A 21048-nucleotide genomic window follows, 5' to 3' on the forward strand; every position below is an offset into this window, starting at 1 on the left:
TGCAGCGCCTTGTTTTTTGGGTAAACCCTCGGCGGCGTGCTGCAGACGCGAGGGATTCTTTGCCGGCAAAGACAGAGTCAACATCATAGTTTCGTTGCTGCCGCCCCCCTCAAATTGCTACCAATGGGACAGCGATTCACTCGCTGGGGGGACAGGCTGCTTGCGGCAATCTTGACGGGCATCAAGGTTGCCAGGTTGCTCGGTACAGACGGTACTTTTGTGCTTTGTTCTGGCCGGGAACTACTGCTGTATCGGTTATGGACAGCAGCCTTGTCTCAATTGTGTGCGATACTGTTCGTGATGGCAGCTCTGCCGCGTCCTGCGGCTGCTTTTGCTGTTTTGCACGAACGTTTAGCCTTCGGGTAATGCGGCCGCTGCTGGTCCGCACACAATAACTCTGTGGGTGAATGCCCCCCAGCTCGTTGGGGGTAAAGATAGAATTGGCCCGGCCAATGGGCCGCTGCTTTTTTGGGGACGCGTGAGGCGCAGCATGACAGAAGAAAAATGGGGACAGCTCAGAAACCGGCTGTTGAAGACAGTAGGCCAGAACAACTTCACGACCTGGATTGAGCCTCTGGAATTTGACACCGTGGAGGGCGGCGTTGCCGTCTTCAAGGTGCCGACGAATTTCATGGGAAATTACGTCAGCCAGAATTTTGCGGATCTTATTCTGCATGAGCTGACTATGTCCGGCGAGCCGGTCCAGCGGCTGGCCTTCCGGGTCGCGGCCAACAGCCCGGCCCGTTCCGCAGAAACGGCCGGGACGGCTGACACCTATGGCGGTGACCGCAACGACGTGGCGGTCATGACAGCACCTGCTGCTGCTCCGGTATCGGCGGGCGGCAAGGACACGCTGGAAGCGTTGCAGGCGGCCCCGCTGGATCCGCGCTTCACCTTCAGCAGCTTTGTTGTGGGCAAGCCGAACGAGCTGGCCCATGCCGCCGCGCGCCGCGTTGGCGAAGGCGGTCCGGTCACCTTCAACCCGCTGGTGCTCTATGGCGGCGTCGGCCTGGGTAAGACCCACCTGATGCACGCCATCGCCTGGGAGCTGAAGGAAAAGAATCCGTCACTCAACGTGTTGTACCTGTCGGCAGAGCAATTCATGTACCGCTTTGTGCAGGCCCTGCGTGAGCGCAAAATGATGGACTTCAAGCACCTGTTCCGTTCGGTTGACGTACTGATGGTGGATGACGTGCAGTTCATCGCCGGCAAGGATTCGACCCAGGAGGAATTCTTCCACACCTTCAACGCGCTGGTGGATCAGAATAAACAGATCATCATCTCTGCCGACCGTGCCCCGGGCGAGATCAAGGATCTGGAAGACCGGGTGAAATCCCGTCTGCAGTGCGGCTTGGTTGTGGATCTGCACCCGACCGACTATGAACTGCGCTTGGGCATCTTGCAGACCAAAGTAGAGCTGCAGCGCCAAACGTATCCGGATCTGCGCATCGCTGATGGCGTGCTGGAATTTCTGGCACACCGTATCTCGACCAATGTTCGCGTGCTCGAAGGCGCTCTTACCCGCTTGTTTGCCTTTGCATCGCTGGTGGGCCGCGAGATTGACATGGATCTGACGCAGGACTGCCTGGCCGATGTGCTGCGTGCTTCCGAGCGCAAAATCACCGTTGAAGAGATTCAGCGCAAAGTGTCCGAGTATTACAATATCCGCATGTCGGACATCATCGGCCCCAAACGCCTGCGCTCCTATGCACGCCCGCGCCAGGTGGCGATGTACCTGTGCAAGCAGCTGACCAGCCGGTCGCTGCCAGAGATCGGCCGCCGCTTTGGCGGGCGCGACCACACCACCGTCATGCATGGTGTAAAGCGTATCGAGGAGCTGAAGACCACTGACGGCCAGATTGCCGAAGATGTCGAAATGCTGCGCCGATCGCTGGAGGCCTGACGCGCAGTTCCAGCCCAAAATGCAGACCCCAAATGACACTGCGGCCCCGGTTTCCGGGGCCGTTTTTTTTGTGGCATCGGAAATGGCAGGCCGTCACACCCATAAAGCCTGTGAATACCCGCTATCACAGAAAACAAAGTTTCAATCCGGTCAAAACCGGCGATAACGGCGCCCTGTACAGGAGCCCCGCATGAAACAGCTGCCCCCCGAAAACTTGGACACTCCCCGCGGGCTGGCCTTTGCCACTGCCGCCTATCTGATGTGGGGGTTTCTGCCGCTTTACATGAAAGCACTGGCGCATATTCCCGCAGCTGAGGTCGTTTCCCACCGGGTGATCTGGTCGGTGCCCGTCGCAGGGGCGCTTCTGCTTTTCCTGCGGCGGACAAAGGATCTGCAGGCGGCGTTGAAGAACCCCAGGATGCTGGGCATGGCCTGTATCACTGCGGTGCTGATTTCAGTGAACTGGGGAATCTATGTCTGGTCGATTGCCTCTGGCCGGGCATTGGACGCAGCATTGGGGTACTACATCAATCCGTTGTTCAGCATTGCGCTGGGCGCTTTCCTGCTGCGTGAGCCTCTGACCAAGGCGCAAATGGCCGCCGTCGCCTTGGCCGCTGCTTCTGTGGTGGTTCTGACAGTCGAGGCCGGCAGCGTGCCGTGGGCCTCGGTCGGGCTGACGCTGTCTTGGGGGTTTTATGCGTTTTTCAAAAAGTCCCTGCCGATCGGTCCAAATCAGGGCTTCCTGCTGGAGGCGTTGATACTGCTGCTGCCGGCCTTGGGCTATCTCGCCTATATCACCGCAACCGGAACCAGCAGCTTTGGTGTCTCTCTAAACGACACCGCGCTGCTTCTGGGTTGCGGTGTTGTCACTGCGGTGCCGCTGATCGTTTATGCCAATGGGGCCAAGCTGGTGCGGCTTTCGACCATTGGCATCCTGCAATACATCGCGCCGACGATGATCATGCTGGCCGCGGTACTTCTATTTGGAGAGGAGTTCGGCCGCTCCAGGATGATCGCCTTTCCGATGATCTGGGCCGCTTTGGTTATCTACTCGGTCCCGATGGTGCGGCAGATGCGCAAACGTGCGGGTTAGGGGGCTATTCGCGGGCAGGAGCGTCCTCGACCACGCCGGCAATAGGCCCCATCATGAAGCCCGCATCGCTGCGGCCCAGCTCAGGCGCGTGCAGGCGAGAGATATTGCCGTCGAAATACAGCGCATTGGGCAGCTTCAGGTAATCCCGGAAAAGGCTGGCGAACTGGTGAAACGTCACCGCATTGCGCGAGATGGCAAAGACCGCGCGGCGGCCATCGGCTGAGGTTCCGACCCCGTTCCTTACATAATAGCTGTCCGAATCGGGCAGGAAGCGCGGGTGCAGCTCTCCATCAATCACCAGCATCGGCCCGGATTGGGTGGCATAGGCGCAGGCGGGGGCGGCTTCGGCAAAAGCCAATGTTTCGAATACATCTGCCCGGGCCTCGCGGATACAGAAGACGCCATTGGGCAGCAGGCCGAAGTTGCCCGGGCCCGCATTGGTTACCAGCCGCATTTCCTCGGCGCCGTCCTCGACATAGAGGCCGACGGGAGACCGGTCGCTGTGATACATCCCGGCATTGGTGGCAAAGGCCAGCGCCTTGCCCTCCTCTGCCAGTGCTGTGCCCAGAGTGGAGAAATGCCCGTAGGCCTGCCCGTCGCCGTCACGCAGGAACAGCCGCAGCTGCTCCTGTGACGCATCCACTTCGCAGATCGAATACCGGTTGCCTTCATAGGCCGCATCGCTGCATTCCACCGCGCTGACGGCCGGGGCGGCCCAGAGTGCGGCCAGCAGAAAGGCGGTCTTGCGGATCACTCTTCCGTGTCGCGGCGCACCGCGTCCTGGGACAGCATCCGGCGGGTCTCGTCCATCTGATCAAACGTTTCATCCAGCCGGAAGCGCAGATCCGGGGCGAACTTCAGTCCCAGCTTTTTGCCGACCGCGCGGCGCAGCTCCCCCTTGTTCCGGGCGAGGAGCTTCAGCACATCCTCCTGTCCCTTGCCGCCCAAAGGCAGCACAAAGGCAGTAGCGATTTTCAGATCCGGCGAGGTGCGCACCTCGCCCACGGTGATCGACATGCGGTTCAGATCCGGGTCATGCACATCGCCGCGCGCCAGCACCTCGGAGAGGGAGCGGCGGATCAGTTCGCCGACGCGAAGCTGGCGCTGGGAGGGCCCGGGGCCGTCGTGGAATTTGTTCTTTGCCATATTTCCGATCTATGCCGGATTGCGGGCTTTGCCAAGCGCTGCCCGGCGATGTAGGACAAATCCAGCTTGAATAGGGGAATTGGCCAATGACTCACAAACCAGGGATCGTGATTACCGGCGCATCGGGCCGCATGGGGCAAATGCTGATCAAGACGGTGCTGGAAAGCGACCAGGCCACACTGGCAGGCGCGGTTGAGCGTGAGGGCCACGCTTGGGCAGGCCGGGATGTGGGTGAAGCAATGGGTGGGGCGCCTGTTGGCGTCACCGTAACGACGGATGCGCTGGAGGCGTTTTCCAAAGCGCAAGCAGTGATTGATTTCACGTCGCCGGAAGCAACACTGAATTTTTCCAAACTGGCTGCCCAAGCCCGCGCGGTGCATGTGATCGGCACGACAGGTATGAGCGATGAGCAGATTTCCCAGCTGGAACCGGCCTCCCGTCACGCGGTGATTGTGCGCGCTGGCAACATGAGCCTTGGTGTGAACCTTCTGGTGCAGCTGACCAAAAAGGTCGCCGCGGCACTGGACGAAGATTTCGATATCGAGGTGATCGAAGCGCATCACCACCACAAGGTGGATGCGCCCTCGGGCACCGCGCTGATGCTCGGGGAAGCCGCCGCGGAAGGGCGCGGCGTGAAACTGGAGGATGTGCGTGATTCCGGCCGTGACGGCATCACCGGCGCCCGTAAACGCGGCGATATCGGCTTCACCGCAATCCGCGGCGGCGACATTGTGGGCGAGCATGACGTGCTGTTTGCAGCAGCTGGTGAGCGCATTGTGCTGCGCCATCTGGCCAGCGACCGCGCGATTTTTGCCCGCGGCGCGCTGAAAGCCGCGCTGTGGGGACAAGGCAAAGAGCCCGGCCAGTATGACATGGTGGATGTGCTGGGACTCTGACGAGAAAAAGCGGACTTCGCGGGCCGCTGCCTCCGGCAGGAGCAGTTTGCAAAAGAGAAGCCAAAGCCCCCTCAACGCCGCTCAGAAATCGACGGCGATGCCTTTCTTTTCCCAGTCGCCGTAACGGGCAGGGTCGGGGCCCTCGCGGCCGCCCAGTTCCTTGGGGGGCGGGCTCTGCGCTTCGGCGGCCTTGCGGCGTTCCTTGGCCTCGGCCAAGGCGCGCCGGGCGGCAGGTGGCAGATCTTTCTTTTCGGGCGCTGTCTCTTCGCTCATCGCGGGTTCCTTTATGCTCGGGCCATGATATACGCCCCTGTCCCGCGCAAACAACCCAGCGCCCGTAGGAGTTGCCAGATGTCCGATAGCAATCACGCCCGCCGTACTGCGGTTTACCTGTTGGATCAGGTCATGGGAGAGGGGCGTCTGCTGGCGGAATGCTATGCCGGAGGTGTGCTGGAAAAGCTGGCTCCGGAAGACCGGGCGCGGGCACAGCGGCTGGCAGCGGAAACATTGCGCAACCTAGAACGCGCCGACCGGGTGCTGAAAAAGCATCTGAAAAAAACACCGCCAATAACTGTGCTGAATGCGCTGCGGTTGGGAACGGTGGAGCTGTGTTCGGGCGGCGCGGCGCACGGCGTGGTGAACGCGATGGTGGCCATTGTCTCCAAGCACCGGCGTCATGGGCAGCTCAAGGGGCTGGTCAATGCGGTTTTGCGCAAGGTGGCAAAGGACGGCCCGGCGGAATGGGCCAAGCTGCGTGTGCCGCGTCTGCCGAACTGGTTACGCAAACCCCTTGTGCAGGCCTGGGGCGCTGAGGCGATGCTGGGGATGGAGGCTGCGCATTTCGCTGGTGCCCCGCTGGATGTTACTGCGAAGCCCGATGCGGATCTAAGCGCTTTGAACGGCGAAACATTGCCCACCGGCTCTGTACGTGTCGTCAATGCACGGCAGGTATCGGCGCTTCCGGGATATGAGGCCGGCAACTGGTGGATCCAGGATGCTGCTGCCGCGTTGCCCGCCCGCATTCTGAATGTCCAGCCGGGCGAGCATGTGCTGGAACTGTGCGCGGCGCCGGGCGGCAAAACCATGCAGATGGCGGCCGCGGGTGCCAAGGTGACCGCAGTGGATGTTTCCGAAAACCGCATGTCGAGGCTCCAGGACAACCTGACCCGCACCGGATTGCAAGCGGAGCTGATTGTGGGTGATGCACTGAAACAAGAGGGCCAGTTCGATGCCGTGCTGCTGGACGCCCCTTGTTCTGCCACCGGCACAATCCGCCGCCATCCGGATTTGCCGCTGGCCAAAGATGGCAGTGACTTTGGCGCCCTGATCGAACTGCAGGCGCAAATGCTGGCCCACGCCTGGACCCTGGTGAAACCCGGCGGGCGGCTGATGTTCTGCACTTGCTCCCTGCTGCCGGATGAGGGCGAATGCCAGGTCGAAGACGCACTGGACATGTTCCCGGAGATGTCAATCGATCGCGAAGGATTGCGGGTGCCAGGTGTGGAGCCGGACTGGATCAGCGAAGAGGGCGGCTTGCGGTTGCGTCCTGATTTCTGGCCTGAGCGCGGCGGCATGGATGGGTTCTATATGGCCCTCTTGCGCAAATCCGCGTGACCCCGGAGCGTCTCCGGTATTCGCCGGTGACTTGATCCGCCCCCCGCGTTATGCTCGCGCCAAAACGCCCTGGCAAAATCCGGCGTGAGGCAAAAAGAGCATGTCTACCTTTGACCGAATGGCCGGCCGCGGCACCCGGCTGCTGAACAGCTATTACGCCTGGCGGGCGCGCAGCCAGCCGGCTGCTACCGGGTTTGTCTCGCAACCCGAGCCGCGCACCATCGGCAGCTTTGCCCGCGGCCGCCAGCTGGTGGCCGGCAACCTGCTGTTTGCCGGTTATCTGGTCGAATCGCCTGACACCGGATTGTGGGAGGTTGCCGCCCCGGATGCGGCTTTTGATGCGGAGCGGCAGGGGTTCTCCTGGCTCGATGACCTGGCAGCCGTCGGGGATTTCAAGGCCCGCGCCAAAGCACAGAAATGGGTCTGGGGCTGGATCCAGCAGCACGGGCGCAGCGGCGGGCTGGCCTGGCTGCCCGACCTGACCGGGCGCCGGGTTATCCGCTGGATCAATCACGCGCTGTTCTTGCTGAGCGGTAAGGACCGGGCCGAGACCGAGGCCTTTTATGGCTCCCTGTCGCGGCAGACCTGGTATCTGGCGCAGCGCTGGCAGGGTGCGGCTCCCGGCCTGCCGCGTTTCGAGGCCCTTTGCGGGCTGATCTATGCCGGTCTTGCCCTGCAGGGACGCGAAGAACTGGCCGACCCGGCGGTCCGTGCGATGGCGGCAGAATGCGACGTGCAGATTGATGATCAGGGCGGGCTGCCGACCCGCAACCCCGAGGAACTGCTGGAAGTATTCACCCTGCTGACGTGGGCCGCGGCTGCCCTGCATGAAGCCGGGCGCGCAGTTCCGCCCGCGCATATCAATGCTATCGAGCGGATCGCCCCTACCTTGCGTACCCTGCGCCACAGCGACGGCGGACTGGCACGGTTCCACGGCGGCGGCCGCGGATTGGAAGGGCGGCTGGACCATGCCCTCGCGGCCAGTCATGTGGCAGTGCGCCACGCGGACGGACTGGCGATGGGGTTTGCCCGGCTGTCGGCGCGGCGGACCTCAGTCATTGTCGATGCCTCGGCCCCTCCCAAGGGCAAGGCGTCCAACTACGGCCATGCCTCGACCCTGGCATTTGAGCTGACGTCAGGGCGGCGGCCTCTGATTGTGAATTGCGGATCGGGTGAAACCTTTGGTGTCGAATGGCGCCGGGCCGGGCGCGCCACCCCCTCGCATTCCACGCTGTGCATTGAGGGGCACTCCAGCGCCCGGCTGGCCGCTCCGCACAAGACCACCGGCCACGAGGAATTGATCGAAGCCCCTGATGAGGTGCCGCTGGAGGTCAGCGACCTGACTGATGGCTGCCGGTTCCAGGGCGGGCACAATGGCTATGCGGCCCATTTCGGGCTGACCCATGCCCGCACCCTGGATTTGTCGTTTGACGGGCGGGCGCTCAGCGGCGAGGACATGCTGGTGTCGCTGGACGATGCCGCCAAGCGCCGGTTCACCAAGGTGCGGGATGCCAGTGCTGAGGGCGGCATCGGCTTTGCCCTCCGCCTGCATCTGCACCCTGAGGTGGATGCGGCCCTTGACTTGGGCGGCGCCGCGGTATCCATGGCGCTCAAGAGCGGGGAAATCTGGGTGTTCCGCCATGACGGAACCTGCCAGTTGCGGCTGGAACCGAGCGTTTTCCTGGAAAAGACCCGCTTGAAGCCGCGTGCGGCAAAGCAGATCGTTTTATCCGGGCGCGCGATAGAGTATGCGACACGCATCCGGTGGACGCTGAGCAAAGCGCAGGAGACTGCGGTTGCCGTGCGAGACCTGAACCGGGACGAACCCGAGACGTTTGACTGAGCCTTTGAGAAGGACCGCCCTGCCATGACCGACCTACACCCCGTACGCCGTGCGCTGCTTTCCGTATCCGATAAGACCGGCCTGATTGAGCTGGGCAAGGCGCTGTCCGCACGCGGTGTTGAACTGCTGTCGACCGGCGGGTCTGCCAAGGCGCTGCGCGACGCGGGTCTGACCGTCAAGGATGTCTCGGAAGTGACCGGTTTTCCGGAAATGATGGACGGACGCGTGAAGACCCTGCACCCGATGGTGCATGGCGGCTTGTTGGCGCTGCGCGACAATGACACCCATGTCGCTGCGATGAACGAACATGGCATCGGCGCCATCGACCTGCTGGTGGTGAACCTCTACCCGTTCGAAGCCGCCCTGGCGCGCGGTGCCGGTTATGACGAGATGATCGAAAACATCGACATCGGCGGGCCGGCAATGATCCGTGCGGCCTCCAAGAACCACCTGTTCGTGAATGTGGTGACCGACGTGCAGGACTATGAGGGGCTGCTGGCAGAGCTTGACCGGAACGACGGTCAGACCTCCTATGCATTCCGCCAGCGCCTGTCGCAGACAGCCTACGCCCGCACCGCAGCCTATGATGCTGCTGTGTCGAACTGGATGGCCTCGGCGATTGACGAGAAAACCCCGCGCCGCCGTGCCTTTGCCGGAGAGCTGAAGCAGACTTTGCGTTACGGTGAGAACAGCCATCAGGAAGCGGCCTTCTATACCGACGGCAGCAACCGCCCCGGTGTGGCCACCGCGGTGCAGCTGCAGGGCAAGGAACTGAGCTACAACAATATTAACGACACCGACGCGGCCTATGAGCTGGTGGCGGAGTTTGATCCTGCCGACAGCGCCGCCGTTGCCATCATCAAACACGCCAACCCCTGCGGTGTGGCCAAGGGTGCGACCTTGGCCGAGGCGTACCAAAAGGCATTCGACTGCGACCGCACCTCGGCCTTTGGCGGTATCGTGGCACTGAACCAGCCGCTTGACGCGGACACCGCGGCCAAGATCGTGGAGATCTTTACCGAAGTGGTCATTGCGCCGGGCGCGTCGGAGGAAGCAAAAGAGATCTTTGCCGCCAAGAAGAACCTGCGTTTGCTGCTGTCCGATGGTTTGCCGGATCCGCGCAAGGCCATCACCGCCTACAAACAGGTGGCTGGCGGTATGCTGGTGCAGGACAAGGACGTGGGCTACGTCGATATGGGCGATCTGAAGGTGGTGACCGAGACGGCCCCGTCTGAAGCGCAGATGCAGGACATGCTGTTTGCCTGGAAGGTTGCCAAACATGTGAAATCCAACGCCATTGTCTATGTAAAGGACAGCGCCACTGTTGGCGTCGGCGCCGGCCAGATGAGCCGCTTGGACAGCGCCAATGTGGCTGCCGCCAAGGCCGGCCGCATGGCGGCGGAGCTGGGCCTGGAAGAAAGCCTGGCCAAGGGCTGCGCTGTGGCTTCGGATGCGTTCTTTCCCTTCGCGGACGGTCTGCTGGAAGCAGCTGCCGCAGGCGGGGCTTGCGTGATCCAGCCGGGCGGCTCGATGCGTGACGACGAGGTGATCAAGGCGGCGAATGACGCCGGCCTTGCTATGGTCTTCACCGGCATGCGCCACTTCCGCCACTAAGCCGGGGCTTTCGCGACATGGCAGCACGTTGGATGATCTGGGGCGCAGGTCTTTCGTTTCTGGCGGATCAGGCCAGCAAATACCTGGTGATCCACTGGATGGGGCTGGACCAGCGCCACCGGGTCGACGTGCTGCCGCCGTTTCTGAACTTCCGTTACGGCGAGAACAGCGGCATCAACTTCGGCCTGTTCGGCGGCGGCGACGAAGCATCCCGCTGGATTCTGATCGGGATGTCACTGGCGATTTGCCTGGCCCTTGTCGTCTGGATCGCCCGCGCGCAGAAGGCGTCGCGGGGCATGCAGCTGTCAGCCGGGCTGGTGATCGGCGGTGCGCTCGGCAATGTCGCGGACCGGCTTCTGTACGGATACGTGCTGGATTTCCTGAACACATCATGTTGCGGCATCCAGAACCCGTTTGTGTTCAATGTTGCCGATATCTTCATCTTTGCAGGCGCAGCCGGGCTGATCTTCTTTGACGGGCGGCGCAAAAAGCCTGCGTAGACCTCGCTGGGCAATTGCGCTAAAAGCGCTGAGAAACAGGCAGGAGTTTGGGGCAATGCGGATCCCGTTCGGAGTGATTGTTCTGGCAGGCGCACTGGCCGTGGCCGGCTGCGGGCAAAAAGGGCTGCGCCTGATTCAGAAGCCGGGTACCGGCCCGGATGAATTCCTGGTCCTGCCCTCCAAACCGCTGAGCACCCCGGAAAGCTACAGCAGCCTGCCGGCCCCGACGCCGGGCGGCGCCAACCTGACGGATCCCAATCCGCAAGCCGAAGCGGTTGCTGCCTTGGGCGGCAAGCCCGGTGCGCTGGTTCCGGGCAATGGTATTCCCGCCAGCGACGCGGCCCTGGTGACAGCTTCCAGCCGGTATGGTGTGGAACCGGGCGTGCGCGAAACAGTTGCCGAAGAGGATGCCAAATTCCGCCACCGCAACCGTCGTGTGGGCCGGATCAAACTGTTGCCGGTCGATCGCTACGAGCAGCTTTACAAAAAACAGACGCTGGACCCGCACGCGGCGAACGAACAATTCCGCCGTGCAGGAGCCGCTACCCCGTCTGCTCCGCCGGTTGACGGTCTCTGATCCTCACGTTTCTGCCAGCCAGTCTTGTAAGACGCCAGCAGCAGCGTAAGTTGACGGCACTCTTTCTGATGGCAATGGGTGGCGAATTGTGGCTGCATTAAACCTACGAGCAGTAACCGCACTGTGCCAGGCAAGGGCAGAAGTGCAGAATTGGGAGGATGCCAGATGATCCAGAGGATCACATTGGCCGCCGCAGCGCTGACTGCTGCCCTGACTGGCCCGCTGCGGGCCGAAAATGAGGCGGTGACAGCGTTCACCCTCGACAACGGCATGGAAGTGGTTGTGATTGAGGACCATCGCGCGCCGGTGGTGCAGCAGATGGTCTGGTACCGGGCCGGCTCTGCTGACGAGCCGCCGGGCCAGTCCGGGGTTGCCCACTTCCTGGAGCATTTGCTGTTCAAGGGCACCGATAAACTGGCGCCAGGTGAGCTGTCGGCTACTGTGCGGGCCAATGGCGGGCAGGACAATGCCTTTACCAGCTATGACTACACTGCCTATTTTCAGCGCGTCGCCTCCGACAGGCTGGAACTGATGATGCAGATGGAAAGCGACCGGATGACCAATCTGCGGCTCGGCGAAGAAGATATCGCCACCGAAAGGGAGGTTATCCTGGAGGAGCGCAACCAGCGCACCGACAACGACCCGGTGGCCTTGTTCCGCGAACAGCTGCAGGCGGTGCAATATCTGAATCACCGTTACGGCCAGCCGGTGATCGGCTGGCGCCACGAGATGGAGAGCCTGGACATGGCGGACGCGCTGTCCTTCTACCAGACTTACTATGCGCCCAATAACGCCATCCTGGTGGTCTCCGGTGATGTCGGACCGGACGATGTGAAGGCGCTTGCCGAGGAGTATTACGGCGTGATCCCGGCAAACCCGGAACTGCCGGAGCGCTTCCGCAGCCAGGAGCCGCCGCAGACTGCAGCCCGCCGCCTGACTTTCGAGGATCCGCGGGTTGCCCAGCCTTATGTGCAACGTTCCTATCTGGCGCCAGAACGCGACAGCGGCGCCCAGCAGAAAGCCGCAGCCCTGTACCTGCTGGCGGAGCTTCTGGGCGGCGGCAATACTTCCTACCTAGCCAATGCGCTGCAATTCGACCAGCAGGTCGCCGTCTACTCCGGTGCCTTCTATTCGGGCAGTTCGCTGGATGATACGTCTTTCACTTTTCTTGTGGTTCCGGCCGAAGGCGTCAGCATGCAACAAGCGGAGGAGGCGCTGGACGCCACTATTGCCCGCTTCCTGGAGGCGGGCGTGGACGAGGCTCAGCTGGAGCGCATCAAGCTGCAGCTGCGCGCCGCCGAGATCTACAACCGTGACAATGTGAACGGAATTGCCAACCGCTATGGCCAGGCACTCAGCATCGGGCTGACTGTGCAGGACGTGCAGGACTGGCCCAAGATCCTGCAATCGGTCACTGCGGATGAGATCATCGCCGCCGCAAATGAGGTTCTGCGGCCTGAAACGTCAGTCACAGGCTGGATGTCGCGCGGCCAGGAGGTAACCCAATGACGTTGCTGAAAATCATTGTGGCATCTTTGGTGGCTTGTGTCTTGGCGCTGCCCGCCTGGGCCGGAGTTAAGATCGAGGAAGTCACGTCTCCTGGCGGCATAACTGCCTGGCTGGTCGAGGACCATGCGATTCCCTTCTCGGCTCTTGAGCTGCGCTTTCGCGGCGGCACCTCATTGGATGCTCCCGGGAAACGCGGGGCGGTGCACCTGATGGCCGGATTGCTGGAGGAAGGCTCCGGCGATCTGCGCGCGCAGGATTACGCCCGCGCACTGGAAACTCTGGCGGCGGAGTTTTCTTATGATGCCGACAAGGATTCAGTGTCCGTTTCCGCCCGTTTTCTGACTGAAAACCGCGAGGATGCAGTCGCCCTGTTGCGCCAGACACTGTTTGAGCCGCGGTTTGACCAGGATGCGCTGGACCGGGTCCGGGCCCAGGTTCTGGCGGGGCTGCGTTCTGATGCCAAGAACCCGAACACGATCGCGGGCGAGGCCTTCTCGCGGATGGCCTATGGGGATCACCCTTATGCCAGTGACGGCAAGGGGACGCTGGAGTCCGTTTCCGCGCTCAGCCGGCAGGATATTTTCGATGCCTATGAGGCGGTTTTTGCCCGTGACAGGCTGTACGTCAGCGCGGTGGGAGATATCACCGCCGAGGAGCTTGGCGTGCTGCTGGATGAGCTTCTGGGTGCCTTGCCTGCCGAGGGCGGACCAATCCCGGGGCCCGCTGAGGTCTCCATCACGGGCGGCATCACTGTTGTGGATTTCGACACCCCGCAATCTGTGGCTCTGTTCGGCCAAAAGGGGATCAAACGCGAAGATCCGGATTTCTTCACTGCTTATGTGATGAACCAGATCCTGGGCGGCGGGTCTTTTGAAACCCGGCTGATGACCGAGGTGCGGGAAAAGCGCGGGCTAACTTACGGGGTCTATTCCTATCTGGTGCCGCGTGATCTGGCGGCGGTCTACATGGGGTCGGTGGCGTCGGCCAACAGCAAAATGGCCGAAGCGGTCGAGGTGATCCGCAATGAATGGCGCCGCATGGCCGAAAAGGGCGTGACAGAGAAAGAGCTGAGGGATGCACAGACCTATCTGACCGGCGCCTATCCGCTGCGCTTTGACGGCAATGGCCGTATTGCCGCGATCCTCGCGGGTATGCAGATGGACCACTTGCCGATCAGCTATGTGGAAACCCGCAATGACCGTATCAACGCGGTTACGCTGGAAGACGTCAACCGCTTTGCCGCGGAATTCTTGGATCCTGACGGCTTGCATTTCGCCATTGCGGGACGCCCCGAGGGGCTGGACTCCACCAACTGACAACCTTCGGACGGGGCCGCGATGCCCCGCCTTGCATCCTGCACAGCACACTGCCGCGCACAGCAGCGGACGCTTGCCGCTTTCCCTTTCAATTTAGCCCAAACTCATGTATGGGCGGGCTTGTCTGAGACGATGTGCCAGGCCCCGGCACGCGAAAGCAAGATAGATGGGGCCGGCGGCAATGGGGCCGCCACGCAAACGGGAGACCCGGAGGGCCGGGAGTGCTCCCATTTAGGATACGCTAGATGTTTAACGTTTCGAAAAAATCGATGCACTGGGGCGAAGAGACGCTCACACTGGAAACCGGCAAGGTTGCCCGCCAGGCTGATGGCTCTGTGATTGCCACGCTGGGCGAAACCTCGGTCATGGCCAACGTGACCTTTGCCCGTCAGCAGAAGCCCGGCCAGGACTTCTTCCCGCTGACCGTGCATTACCAGGAAAAATACTACGCTGCGGGCAAAGTGCCCGGCGGCTTCTTCAAGCGCGAAGCCCGCCCGACCGAAAAAGAAACCCTGACCGCGCGCCTGATCGACCGTCCGATCCGTCCGCTGTTTGTTCCCGGCTTCAAGAACGAAGTTCTGGTGATGTGCACCGTGCTTAGCCACGACCTGGTCAACGACCCGGACATGGTTGCAATGATCGCCGCCTCCGCTGCGCTGACCCTGTCGGGCGCACCGTTCATGGGCCCGATCGCAGGCTGCCGTGTTGGCTTCGAGGCCGGCGAGTACGTTCTGAACCCGACCGTCGACGACATGCAGGACCTGCGCCTGAACCCCGAGCAGCGTCTGGACCTGGTTGTTGCAGGTACCAAAGACGCCGTGATGATGGTGGAATCGGAAGCCTACGAACTGTCCGAAGCTGAAATGCTGGGTGCGGTGAAATTTGCTCACGAACAGATCCAGCCGGTAATCGACCTGATCATCTCGCTGGCTGAAGAAGCAGCGAAAGAGCCGTTCGACTTCCAGGCGCCGGATTACTCCGAGCTGTATGAAGCGGTCAAAGCGGCCGGCGAAACCGAGATGCGCGCCGCATTTGCTATCAGCGACAAGCAAGAGCGCACCGCCGCTGTTGCCGCGGCACGCGAAACCATCAAAGCCGCTCTGACTGAAGAGCAACTCGGCGACGCAAACCTGGGTTCCGCGCTGAAAAAGCTGGAAGCCGGCATTCTGCGTGGCGATGTTGTCAAAACCGGCAAGCGTATCGACGGCCGTGCGACTGACGAGATCCGTGCGATCGTGTCCGAAACCGGCCTGCTGCCGCGGACCCATGGTTCGGCGCTGTTCACCCGTGGCGAAACCCAGGGCCTGGTTGTGACCACGCTGGGCACCGGCGACGATGAGCAGTTCATCGACGCGCTGCACGGCAACTTCAAATCCAATTTCCTGCTGCACTACAACTTCCCGCCCTACTCGGTGGGTGAAGTCGGCCGTGTCGGCGGCCCCGGCCGCCGCGAAATCGGCCACGGCAAGCTGGCCTGGCGTGCGCTGCAGGCGGTTCTGCCCGCGGCAACCGACTTCCCCTACACCATCCGCCTGGTCTCCGAGATCACCGAATCGAACGGTTCGTCCTCGATGGCTTCGGTCTGCGGCGGCTCGCTGTCGATGATGGATGCGGGTGTGCCGCTGAAAGCACCGGTTGCCGGGGTTGCGATGGGCCTGATCCTGGAAGACGACGGCTCCTACGCGATCCTGTCCGACATCCTGGGTGACGAAGACCACCTGGGCGACATGGACTTCAAAGTGGCAGGCACCGAAAACGGCATCACCTCGCTGCAGATGGACATCAAGGTTGCAGGCATCACGCCCGAGATCATGGAGAAAGCCCTGGCGCAAGCCAAAGACGGCCGGATCCACATCCTCGGCGAGATGGCGAAAGCCCTGACCGAAGCGTCCGAGTTCTCGGTCCACGCTCCGCGTATCGAAACCATGCAGATTCCGACCGACAAGATCCGTGAAGTGATCGGCTCCGGCGGCAAGGTGATCCGCGAGATCGTCGAAGTGTCCGGCGCCAAGGTCGACATCAACGACGATGGCGTGATCAAGATCGCCAGCCCGAACGGCGAGGCCATCAAAAAGGCCTATGACATGATCCATTCGATCGTGGCAGAGCCGGAAGAAGGCCAAGTCTACACCGGCAAGGTTGTGAAGATCGTCGACTTCGGCGCCTTTGTGAACTTCTTCGGCAAGCGCGACGGCCTGGTGCACGTCTCGCAGATCGAGAACCGCCGCCTGAACCATCCTTCGGACGTTCTGAAGGAAGGCCAGGAAGTGAAGGTCAAGCTGCTGGGCTTTGATGACCGCGGCAAGGTCCGCCTGTCGATGAAAATTGTCGATCAGGAAACCGGCGAAGAAATCGCGCCGGAAAAGAAAGAAAAAGCAGAGCAGGACTGATCCCTGTCTGACTGCACATAAACAGCCCGGGGCGCGCGATCCGCGCCCCGGGTTTTCCATTTCCGCCGGGACGCACATGGAACAGTCTTTGCCGCCCCGTGTGACCATCATAACGGTCACCTATAATTCTTCCGCCGTTGTTGAGAGCTTATTACGCTCCATTCCATCGCCGGTGCCGTGCATTCTGGTCGATAACGCCTCCCAGGATGCGGAGGATACCCGTGCGCTGGCTGCAGCATATGGCGCCTTATTCATCGAGAACCCGAAAAACACCGGTTTTGGCCCTGCCTGCAATCAGGGGGCGGCACAAGCAGATACTGAGTTTCTGTTTTTCGTGAACCCCGATGCCGAACTGTTCGAGGACACGCTGGTACATCTGTTGGCCGCTGCCGATGCCCACCCGAAGGCGTCCGCTTTCAACACCCGCATTGTCAAAGGCGACGGGTCGCTGTTCTTCAAACGCCGCAGTAAGCTGATCCCGAAATCGCTGTGGCTGGATCGCGACGCCGCGAAGCAGGACGGCGAGGTTCCGGTGCTGTCGGGCGGTGCTCTGCTGGTACGTAAATCGGCCTTTGAGCACGTCGGTGGCTTTGACCCGAAAATCTTCCTGTTCCACGAGGACGACGACCTCAGCCTGCGCTTGAAGGCGGAATGCGGGCCGCTGCGCTATGTTTACGGGGCGCAGGTCCGGCATCTGCTGGGCCATTCCACCGAACGCTCAGCCAAAACCGCGGCCTTGAAAGCTTGGTACATGGGCCAGTCGCGTGTCTATGGCGCCCGCAAGCACGGCTTGCCTTTTGGCTTCCTGCGTGCCTTGGGGGAGGCGTCGCTGCAGTTGATCTCACCGCTGAATTTGGTGTCAGCGCGCAAACGGTCCAAGAATTGGTACTATTTCCGCGCTATCCTCAGCAGCGCAGGCCAGAAGACTGCGGACCGCCCGCCGCCTTGGCAGCAAGACTGACCCGGCTGGCATACAATGGTTGCAATTTACAGGCGTCCCGCATGAAACGGCCCCCACTTTGGAAAATCACCCGCGAGCTGAAACGCCCGTTGCAGCAGATCACCCAGTTGCCAAGCCGCCTCGGTTCGCTGCTGCTGGGGCGCTGGTATTATGATACAATCCTGGCCCGCAAGATCCGCTGCGCCGAGGGCGCCATACCGGCCGGACCGCAGCCTGCGGTCTACCTGATTTTCCCCAGTCAGGGCCTGCAAGAGTCCCACTTCATCGCTCTGCGCTATCTGATCGACAGCGGTTTTGCCCCGGTTGTGGTGTCCAACATCCCGCTTGGCGATGCCGACCGGCAGCGGCTGATCGAAGTCTGCTGGCTGTGCATTGAACGCCCGAATTTCGGATATGACTTCGGCGGCTATCGCGACGGGCTGCTGACGGCCCGTACGCGGCTGAAGCGCATTGACCGGCTGGTGTTGCTGAATGATTCCTCCTGGTTTCCGCTGCCAGGGGCAGGCGACTGGCTGGCTGCGGCCGAGGCACTGAATGCGGATTTCGCGGCTGCCGCCTGCAACTACGGCCATCCGCGGGTGGAGGCTGAGCACTTCCGCAGCATCAACTGGGCCTATTCTACTGCCAACCGGAACTTTCAGTACTGCTCCTTTGCGCTGATGCTGTCAGGCGGGCTGATGGCTGACCCGGAGTTCATTAAGTTCTGGAAACGTTTCCCGCTGACCAACAACAAGAAATTCATCGTGCGGCGGGGGGAAACCGGCCTTACCCAGTGGGTGATGGCACATGGGTTTTCGCATCGTGCCGTGCTGAAGACCGCAGATTTGGATCAGCGGCTGGCGCAGCTGCCACCGGACGAAATCCGGCAGGTCGCCGAAGAAACGGTCATCTTCGGCCGCCCCAGCCTGGCGGCGCTGAAGGCCAGGCTGCTGTCAAACGGCGCCCCCGCGGAAGATTACCTGTCATTCATCCTGACCGCCGTTGCCACCCAAGGCGTCAGCTACACGCTGCCTGCCTATCTGCATGCGGAGGAAGGGTTCGCCTTCCTCAAGAAATCGCCCTGCTGGCTGACCCAGGACGGGTCGGACATCACTCTGCGTTTTGCAGCCGGACTGAAGGGCGAGGCTGGTCAGGTCTTCGCCGCAGAGGCCCGCCAATTGCGTCAAAGCCGGGCAGCGGATTTTCCACCGGCATTGGACTGAACTCAGTAATATACAAAAAACAAGCCGCCCGAAGGCGGCTTGCAAGCATTGCAGTTGAGAACGCCGGTTACTCCGGTGCTTTGGTCTTGCGCAGGTAGGGGAAGATGGTCTCGAACTCGCCGAACTTCGCCTTTGCGTCCTCGTTCGACACGGTGGGCGGAATGATCACATCCTCGCCGGGCACCCAGTTCGCCGGCGTGGCAACGCCCTTGCCCAGCGACATTTGCAAGCCATCCAGCGCCCGCAGGATCTCGGCAAAGTTGCGGCCCACGGTCATCGGATAGGTCATCGACAGTTTCAGCTGCTTGTCCGGGCCGATGATGAACACCGACCGCACGGTGGCGCTGTCTGCAGGCGTGCGGCCATCGGGGAGATAGGCCTCGGCGGGCAGCATGTCGAAGGCTTTGGAAACCGCCAGACCGTCATCTGCGATGATCGGGAAACCCGGCGCAGCATTGCCGTATTCCTCGATGTCCTTTTTCCACTTCTTGTGGTCCTCGACCCCATCAACCGAAACGCCAAGGACCTTGGTGTTGCGCTTGCTCCACTCATCGCTCAGCTGCGCCACTGCGGAAAACTCAGTGGTGCAGACCGGGGTGAAATCCTTAGGGTGCGAGAACAGAATCGCCCAGCTGTCGCCGATCCAATCATGAAAGGTGATGGTGCCCTGATCCGTTTCCGCAGTAAAATCGGGGACCGTGTCGTTAATGCGCAAACCCATGGCAGTATCTCCTTTTCAGATGTGTTTTGAGTCGTCTCGACTGCAACTTAGGTAGTCTAACGCAACGATACAGCCCCCAAACCGGGAAACCACGAAAAATCGCCGCCAGCAGCCGTGGCGAAAGATTGCAGCCGGCCCAAGCGGCCATTGACCAAGCGGCGATTGACAACGCCTGCAATAATTTGATCAAATTATGCAGCAACACCCTTGCCCCGCCCTTGCTCCCGTGCCGGAGCAGTGACACAGTGGCCGCGAAACCGGTAAGGCGGCAACCAGACTACCTCTGATTTGGGAGATCCCGACATGCTCGAGAAACGCGAATTTTATATCAACGGCCAGTGGGTCGCCCCTGCGGCCTCCAACGACTTTGAGGTGATCAACCCCTCGACCGAAGAACCCTGTGCTGTCATTTCGCTGGGCTCCGAAGCGGACACCAACGCCGCTGTGGCTGCCGCCAAGGCGGCGCTGCCAGGCTGGATGAACACCCCGGTGGCAGACCGCATCGCGCTGGTGGAAAAGCTGGTCGATGTCTATGAGGCCCGCGCCGAGGACCTGGCCCAGGCAATGTCGCTGGAAATGGGCGCACCGATCGACTTGTCGCGCACGTCGCAAGTCGGTGCCGGCAGCTGGCACCTGCGCAACTTCATCGCCGCAGCCAAGGAATTCGACTTTGACGCTCCGTTGAACGAGCGCAGCCCCAACGACCGCATCATTCACGAAGCGGTGGGCGTCTGCGCGCTGATCACGCCGTGGAACTGGCCGATGAACCAGGTGACGCTCAAGGTCGGCGCAGCGGCGGTGGCCGGCTGCACCATGGTGCTGAAGCCGTCCGAGCAAAGCCCGCTGAATGCAATGATCTTTGCCGAGCTGATGCACGAAGCAGGCTTCCCTGCGGGGGTCTTCAATCTGGTGAACGGCGACGGTATGGGCGTTGGCTCGAAGTTGACCACACATCCGGATGTGGACATGATCTCCTTCACCGGCTCGACCCGGGCGGGCATTGCTATCACCCAGGCTGCGGCGCCGACCCTGAAGAAAGTGGATCTGGAGCTGGGCGGCAAAGGCGCCAACGTGATCTTTGAGGATGCCGATGAAAAGGCCGTGAAACGCGGCGTGCTGCACATGATGCAGAATACCGGTCAAAGCTGCAACGCGCCCAGCCGGATGCTGGTGCAGAACAGCATCTACGACCGCGTGGTGGCCGAAGCCGCAGAGATCGCCGCCAAAGTCGAGGTCGGCCCGGCCGACAAGGAAGGCCGCCACATCGGTCCGGTGGTGAACGAGATGCAGTGGAACAAGATCCAGGATCTGATCCAGAAGGGCATCGACGAAGGCGCCCGGCTGATCGCCGGCGGCACCGGGCGCCCGGACGGGCTGAACAAGGGCTATTATGTAAAGCCCACCGTCTTTGCCGATGTGAACAACCAGATGACCATCGCACGTGAAGAGATCTTTGGCCCGGTGCTGGCAATCCTGCCGTTTGAGAACGAGCAAGAAGCGGTCGAGATCGCCAATGACACGCCTTACGGCCTGACCAACTATGTGCAGACCCAGGACGGCGCCCGCGCTAACCGTATGGCCCGCGCGCTGCGCTCCGGCATGGTCGAGATGAACGGCAAATCCCGCTCTGCGGGTTCCCCCTTTGGCGGTATGAAACAGTCCGGTAAGGGCCGCGAGGGCGGTAAATGGGGTATCGAGGACTTTCTGGAAGTGAAAGCCGTCGGCGGCTGGGCGGCTGAGTAGAACCGAAGCCTTCGACGTCA

18 protein-coding genes are annotated in these 21048 nt (G+C 61.6%); 14 read left to right on the forward strand and 4 right to left on the reverse strand.

All coding sequences use genetic code 11. The features are described 5' to 3' along the window. The first annotated feature begins 490 nt into the window (after nt 1-490). Nucleotides 491-1903: a chromosomal replication initiator protein DnaA gene (gene dnaA / locus METH_RS00005; protein ID WP_024088349.1), complete on the forward strand. Its 1413-nt coding sequence runs from the start codon at nt 491-493 to the stop codon at nt 1901-1903. A gap of 190 nt (nt 1904-2093) precedes the next feature. Next, nucleotides 2094-2996 carry an EamA family transporter RarD gene (gene rarD / locus METH_RS00010; RefSeq protein WP_024088350.1) on the forward strand — a complete coding sequence of 301 codons (903 nt, stop codon included), beginning with the start codon at nt 2094-2096 and terminating at the stop codon, nt 2994-2996. A gap of 4 nt (nt 2997-3000) precedes the next feature. On the opposite strand, the gene METH_RS00015 is transcribed toward rarD, so the two are convergent. Together METH_RS00015 and rbfA are read right to left on the reverse strand one after the other, a co-directional pair. Then, nucleotides 3001-3750, reverse strand: a complete 750-nt coding sequence (locus METH_RS00015) for a phosphodiester glycosidase family protein (RefSeq protein WP_024088351.1) — start codon at nt 3748-3750, stop codon at nt 3001-3003. Beyond that, entirely contained in the window at nt 3747-4142 is a 396-nt protein-coding gene (rbfA, locus tag METH_RS00020) for a 30S ribosome-binding factor RbfA (protein WP_024088352.1), read from the reverse strand. Before rbfA ends, METH_RS00015 begins: the two co-directional genes overlap by 4 nt. 86 nt (nt 4143-4228) lie before the next feature. On the opposite strand from rbfA, the gene dapB reads away from it, so the two are divergent. Continuing rightward, nucleotides 4229-5038 carry a 4-hydroxy-tetrahydrodipicolinate reductase gene (gene dapB, locus METH_RS00025; RefSeq protein ID WP_024088353.1) on the forward strand — a complete coding sequence of 270 codons (810 nt, stop codon included), beginning with the start codon at nt 4229-4231 and terminating at the stop codon, nt 5036-5038. An 81-nt stretch (nt 5039-5119) separates the two neighbouring features. Here dapB and METH_RS00030 read toward each other — a convergent pair whose 3' ends face one another. Next, the gene (locus tag METH_RS00030; protein WP_024088354.1) at nt 5120-5311 is read right to left on the reverse strand and encodes a DUF1674 domain-containing protein; all 192 of its coding nucleotides are present in this window, start codon (nt 5309-5311) and stop codon (nt 5120-5122) included. Between the two features lie 78 nt (nt 5312-5389). Between METH_RS00030 and METH_RS00035 the strand changes: the two genes are divergently transcribed. The 10 genes from METH_RS00035 (at nt 5390) to METH_RS22485 (ending at nt 18564) form a co-directional block, all read left to right on the forward strand. Further along, nucleotides 5390-6652 carry an RsmB/NOP family class I SAM-dependent RNA methyltransferase gene (locus METH_RS00035; protein ID WP_024088355.1) on the forward strand — a complete coding sequence of 421 codons (1263 nt, stop codon included), beginning with the start codon at nt 5390-5392 and terminating at the stop codon, nt 6650-6652. Nucleotides 6653-6752: 100 nt separating this feature from the next. Further along, nucleotides 6753-8495, forward strand: a complete 1743-nt coding sequence (locus METH_RS00040) for a heparinase II/III family protein (protein WP_024088356.1) — start codon at nt 6753-6755, stop codon at nt 8493-8495. A gap of 24 nt (nt 8496-8519) precedes the next feature. Then, the gene (gene purH / locus METH_RS00045; RefSeq protein ID WP_024088357.1) at nt 8520-10109 is read left to right on the forward strand and encodes a bifunctional phosphoribosylaminoimidazolecarboxamide formyltransferase/IMP cyclohydrolase; all 1590 of its coding nucleotides are present in this window, start codon (nt 8520-8522) and stop codon (nt 10107-10109) included. Between the two features lie 17 nt (nt 10110-10126). After that, entirely contained in the window at nt 10127-10609 is a 483-nt protein-coding gene (lspA, locus tag METH_RS00050) for a signal peptidase II (RefSeq protein ID WP_024088358.1), read from the forward strand. Between the two features lie 55 nt (nt 10610-10664). Then, complete coding sequence (locus METH_RS00055; protein WP_024088359.1) at nt 10665-11186, forward strand: DUF3035 domain-containing protein; 522 nt, start codon at nt 10665-10667, stop codon at nt 11184-11186. Nucleotides 11187-11351: 165 nt separating this feature from the next. Then, entirely contained in the window at nt 11352-12695 is a 1344-nt protein-coding gene (locus METH_RS00060) for a M16 family metallopeptidase (protein ID WP_024088360.1), read from the forward strand. Then, entirely contained in the window at nt 12692-14011 is a 1320-nt protein-coding gene (locus METH_RS00065) for a M16 family metallopeptidase (protein ID WP_024088361.1), read from the forward strand. The genes METH_RS00060 and METH_RS00065 overlap by 4 nt, the downstream gene beginning before the upstream one ends. 245 nt (nt 14012-14256) lie before the next feature. Then, the gene (pnp, locus tag METH_RS00070) at nt 14257-16401 is read left to right on the forward strand and encodes a polyribonucleotide nucleotidyltransferase (RefSeq protein WP_024088362.1); all 2145 of its coding nucleotides are present in this window, start codon (nt 14257-14259) and stop codon (nt 16399-16401) included. A 100-nt stretch (nt 16402-16501) separates the two neighbouring features. Further along, nucleotides 16502-17362 carry a glycosyltransferase family 2 protein gene (locus tag METH_RS00075; RefSeq protein ID WP_245602933.1) on the forward strand — a complete coding sequence of 287 codons (861 nt, stop codon included), beginning with the start codon at nt 16502-16504 and terminating at the stop codon, nt 17360-17362. A 41-nt stretch (nt 17363-17403) separates the two neighbouring features. Beyond that, nucleotides 17404-18564 carry a rhamnan synthesis F family protein gene (locus tag METH_RS22485; RefSeq protein WP_024088364.1) on the forward strand — a complete coding sequence of 387 codons (1161 nt, stop codon included), beginning with the start codon at nt 17404-17406 and terminating at the stop codon, nt 18562-18564. Nucleotides 18565-18631: 67 nt separating this feature from the next. Here METH_RS22485 and METH_RS00085 read toward each other — a convergent pair whose 3' ends face one another. Further along, nucleotides 18632-19285 carry a peroxiredoxin gene (locus METH_RS00085; RefSeq protein ID WP_024088365.1) on the reverse strand — a complete coding sequence of 218 codons (654 nt, stop codon included), beginning with the start codon at nt 19283-19285 and terminating at the stop codon, nt 18632-18634. A 303-nt stretch (nt 19286-19588) separates the two neighbouring features. Here METH_RS00085 and METH_RS00090 point away from each other — a divergent pair, with 303 nt between their 5' ends. Next, nucleotides 19589-21028 (forward strand): aldehyde dehydrogenase family protein, encoded by a 1440-nt coding sequence (locus tag METH_RS00090; RefSeq protein ID WP_024088366.1) that lies wholly within the window; start codon nt 19589-19591, stop codon nt 21026-21028. Nucleotides 21029-21048: the final 20 nt, after the last annotated feature.

The organism is Leisingera methylohalidivorans DSM 14336 (assembly GCF_000511355.1).
GTDB classification, from domain to species: domain Bacteria; phylum Pseudomonadota; class Alphaproteobacteria; order Rhodobacterales; family Rhodobacteraceae; genus Leisingera; species Leisingera methylohalidivorans.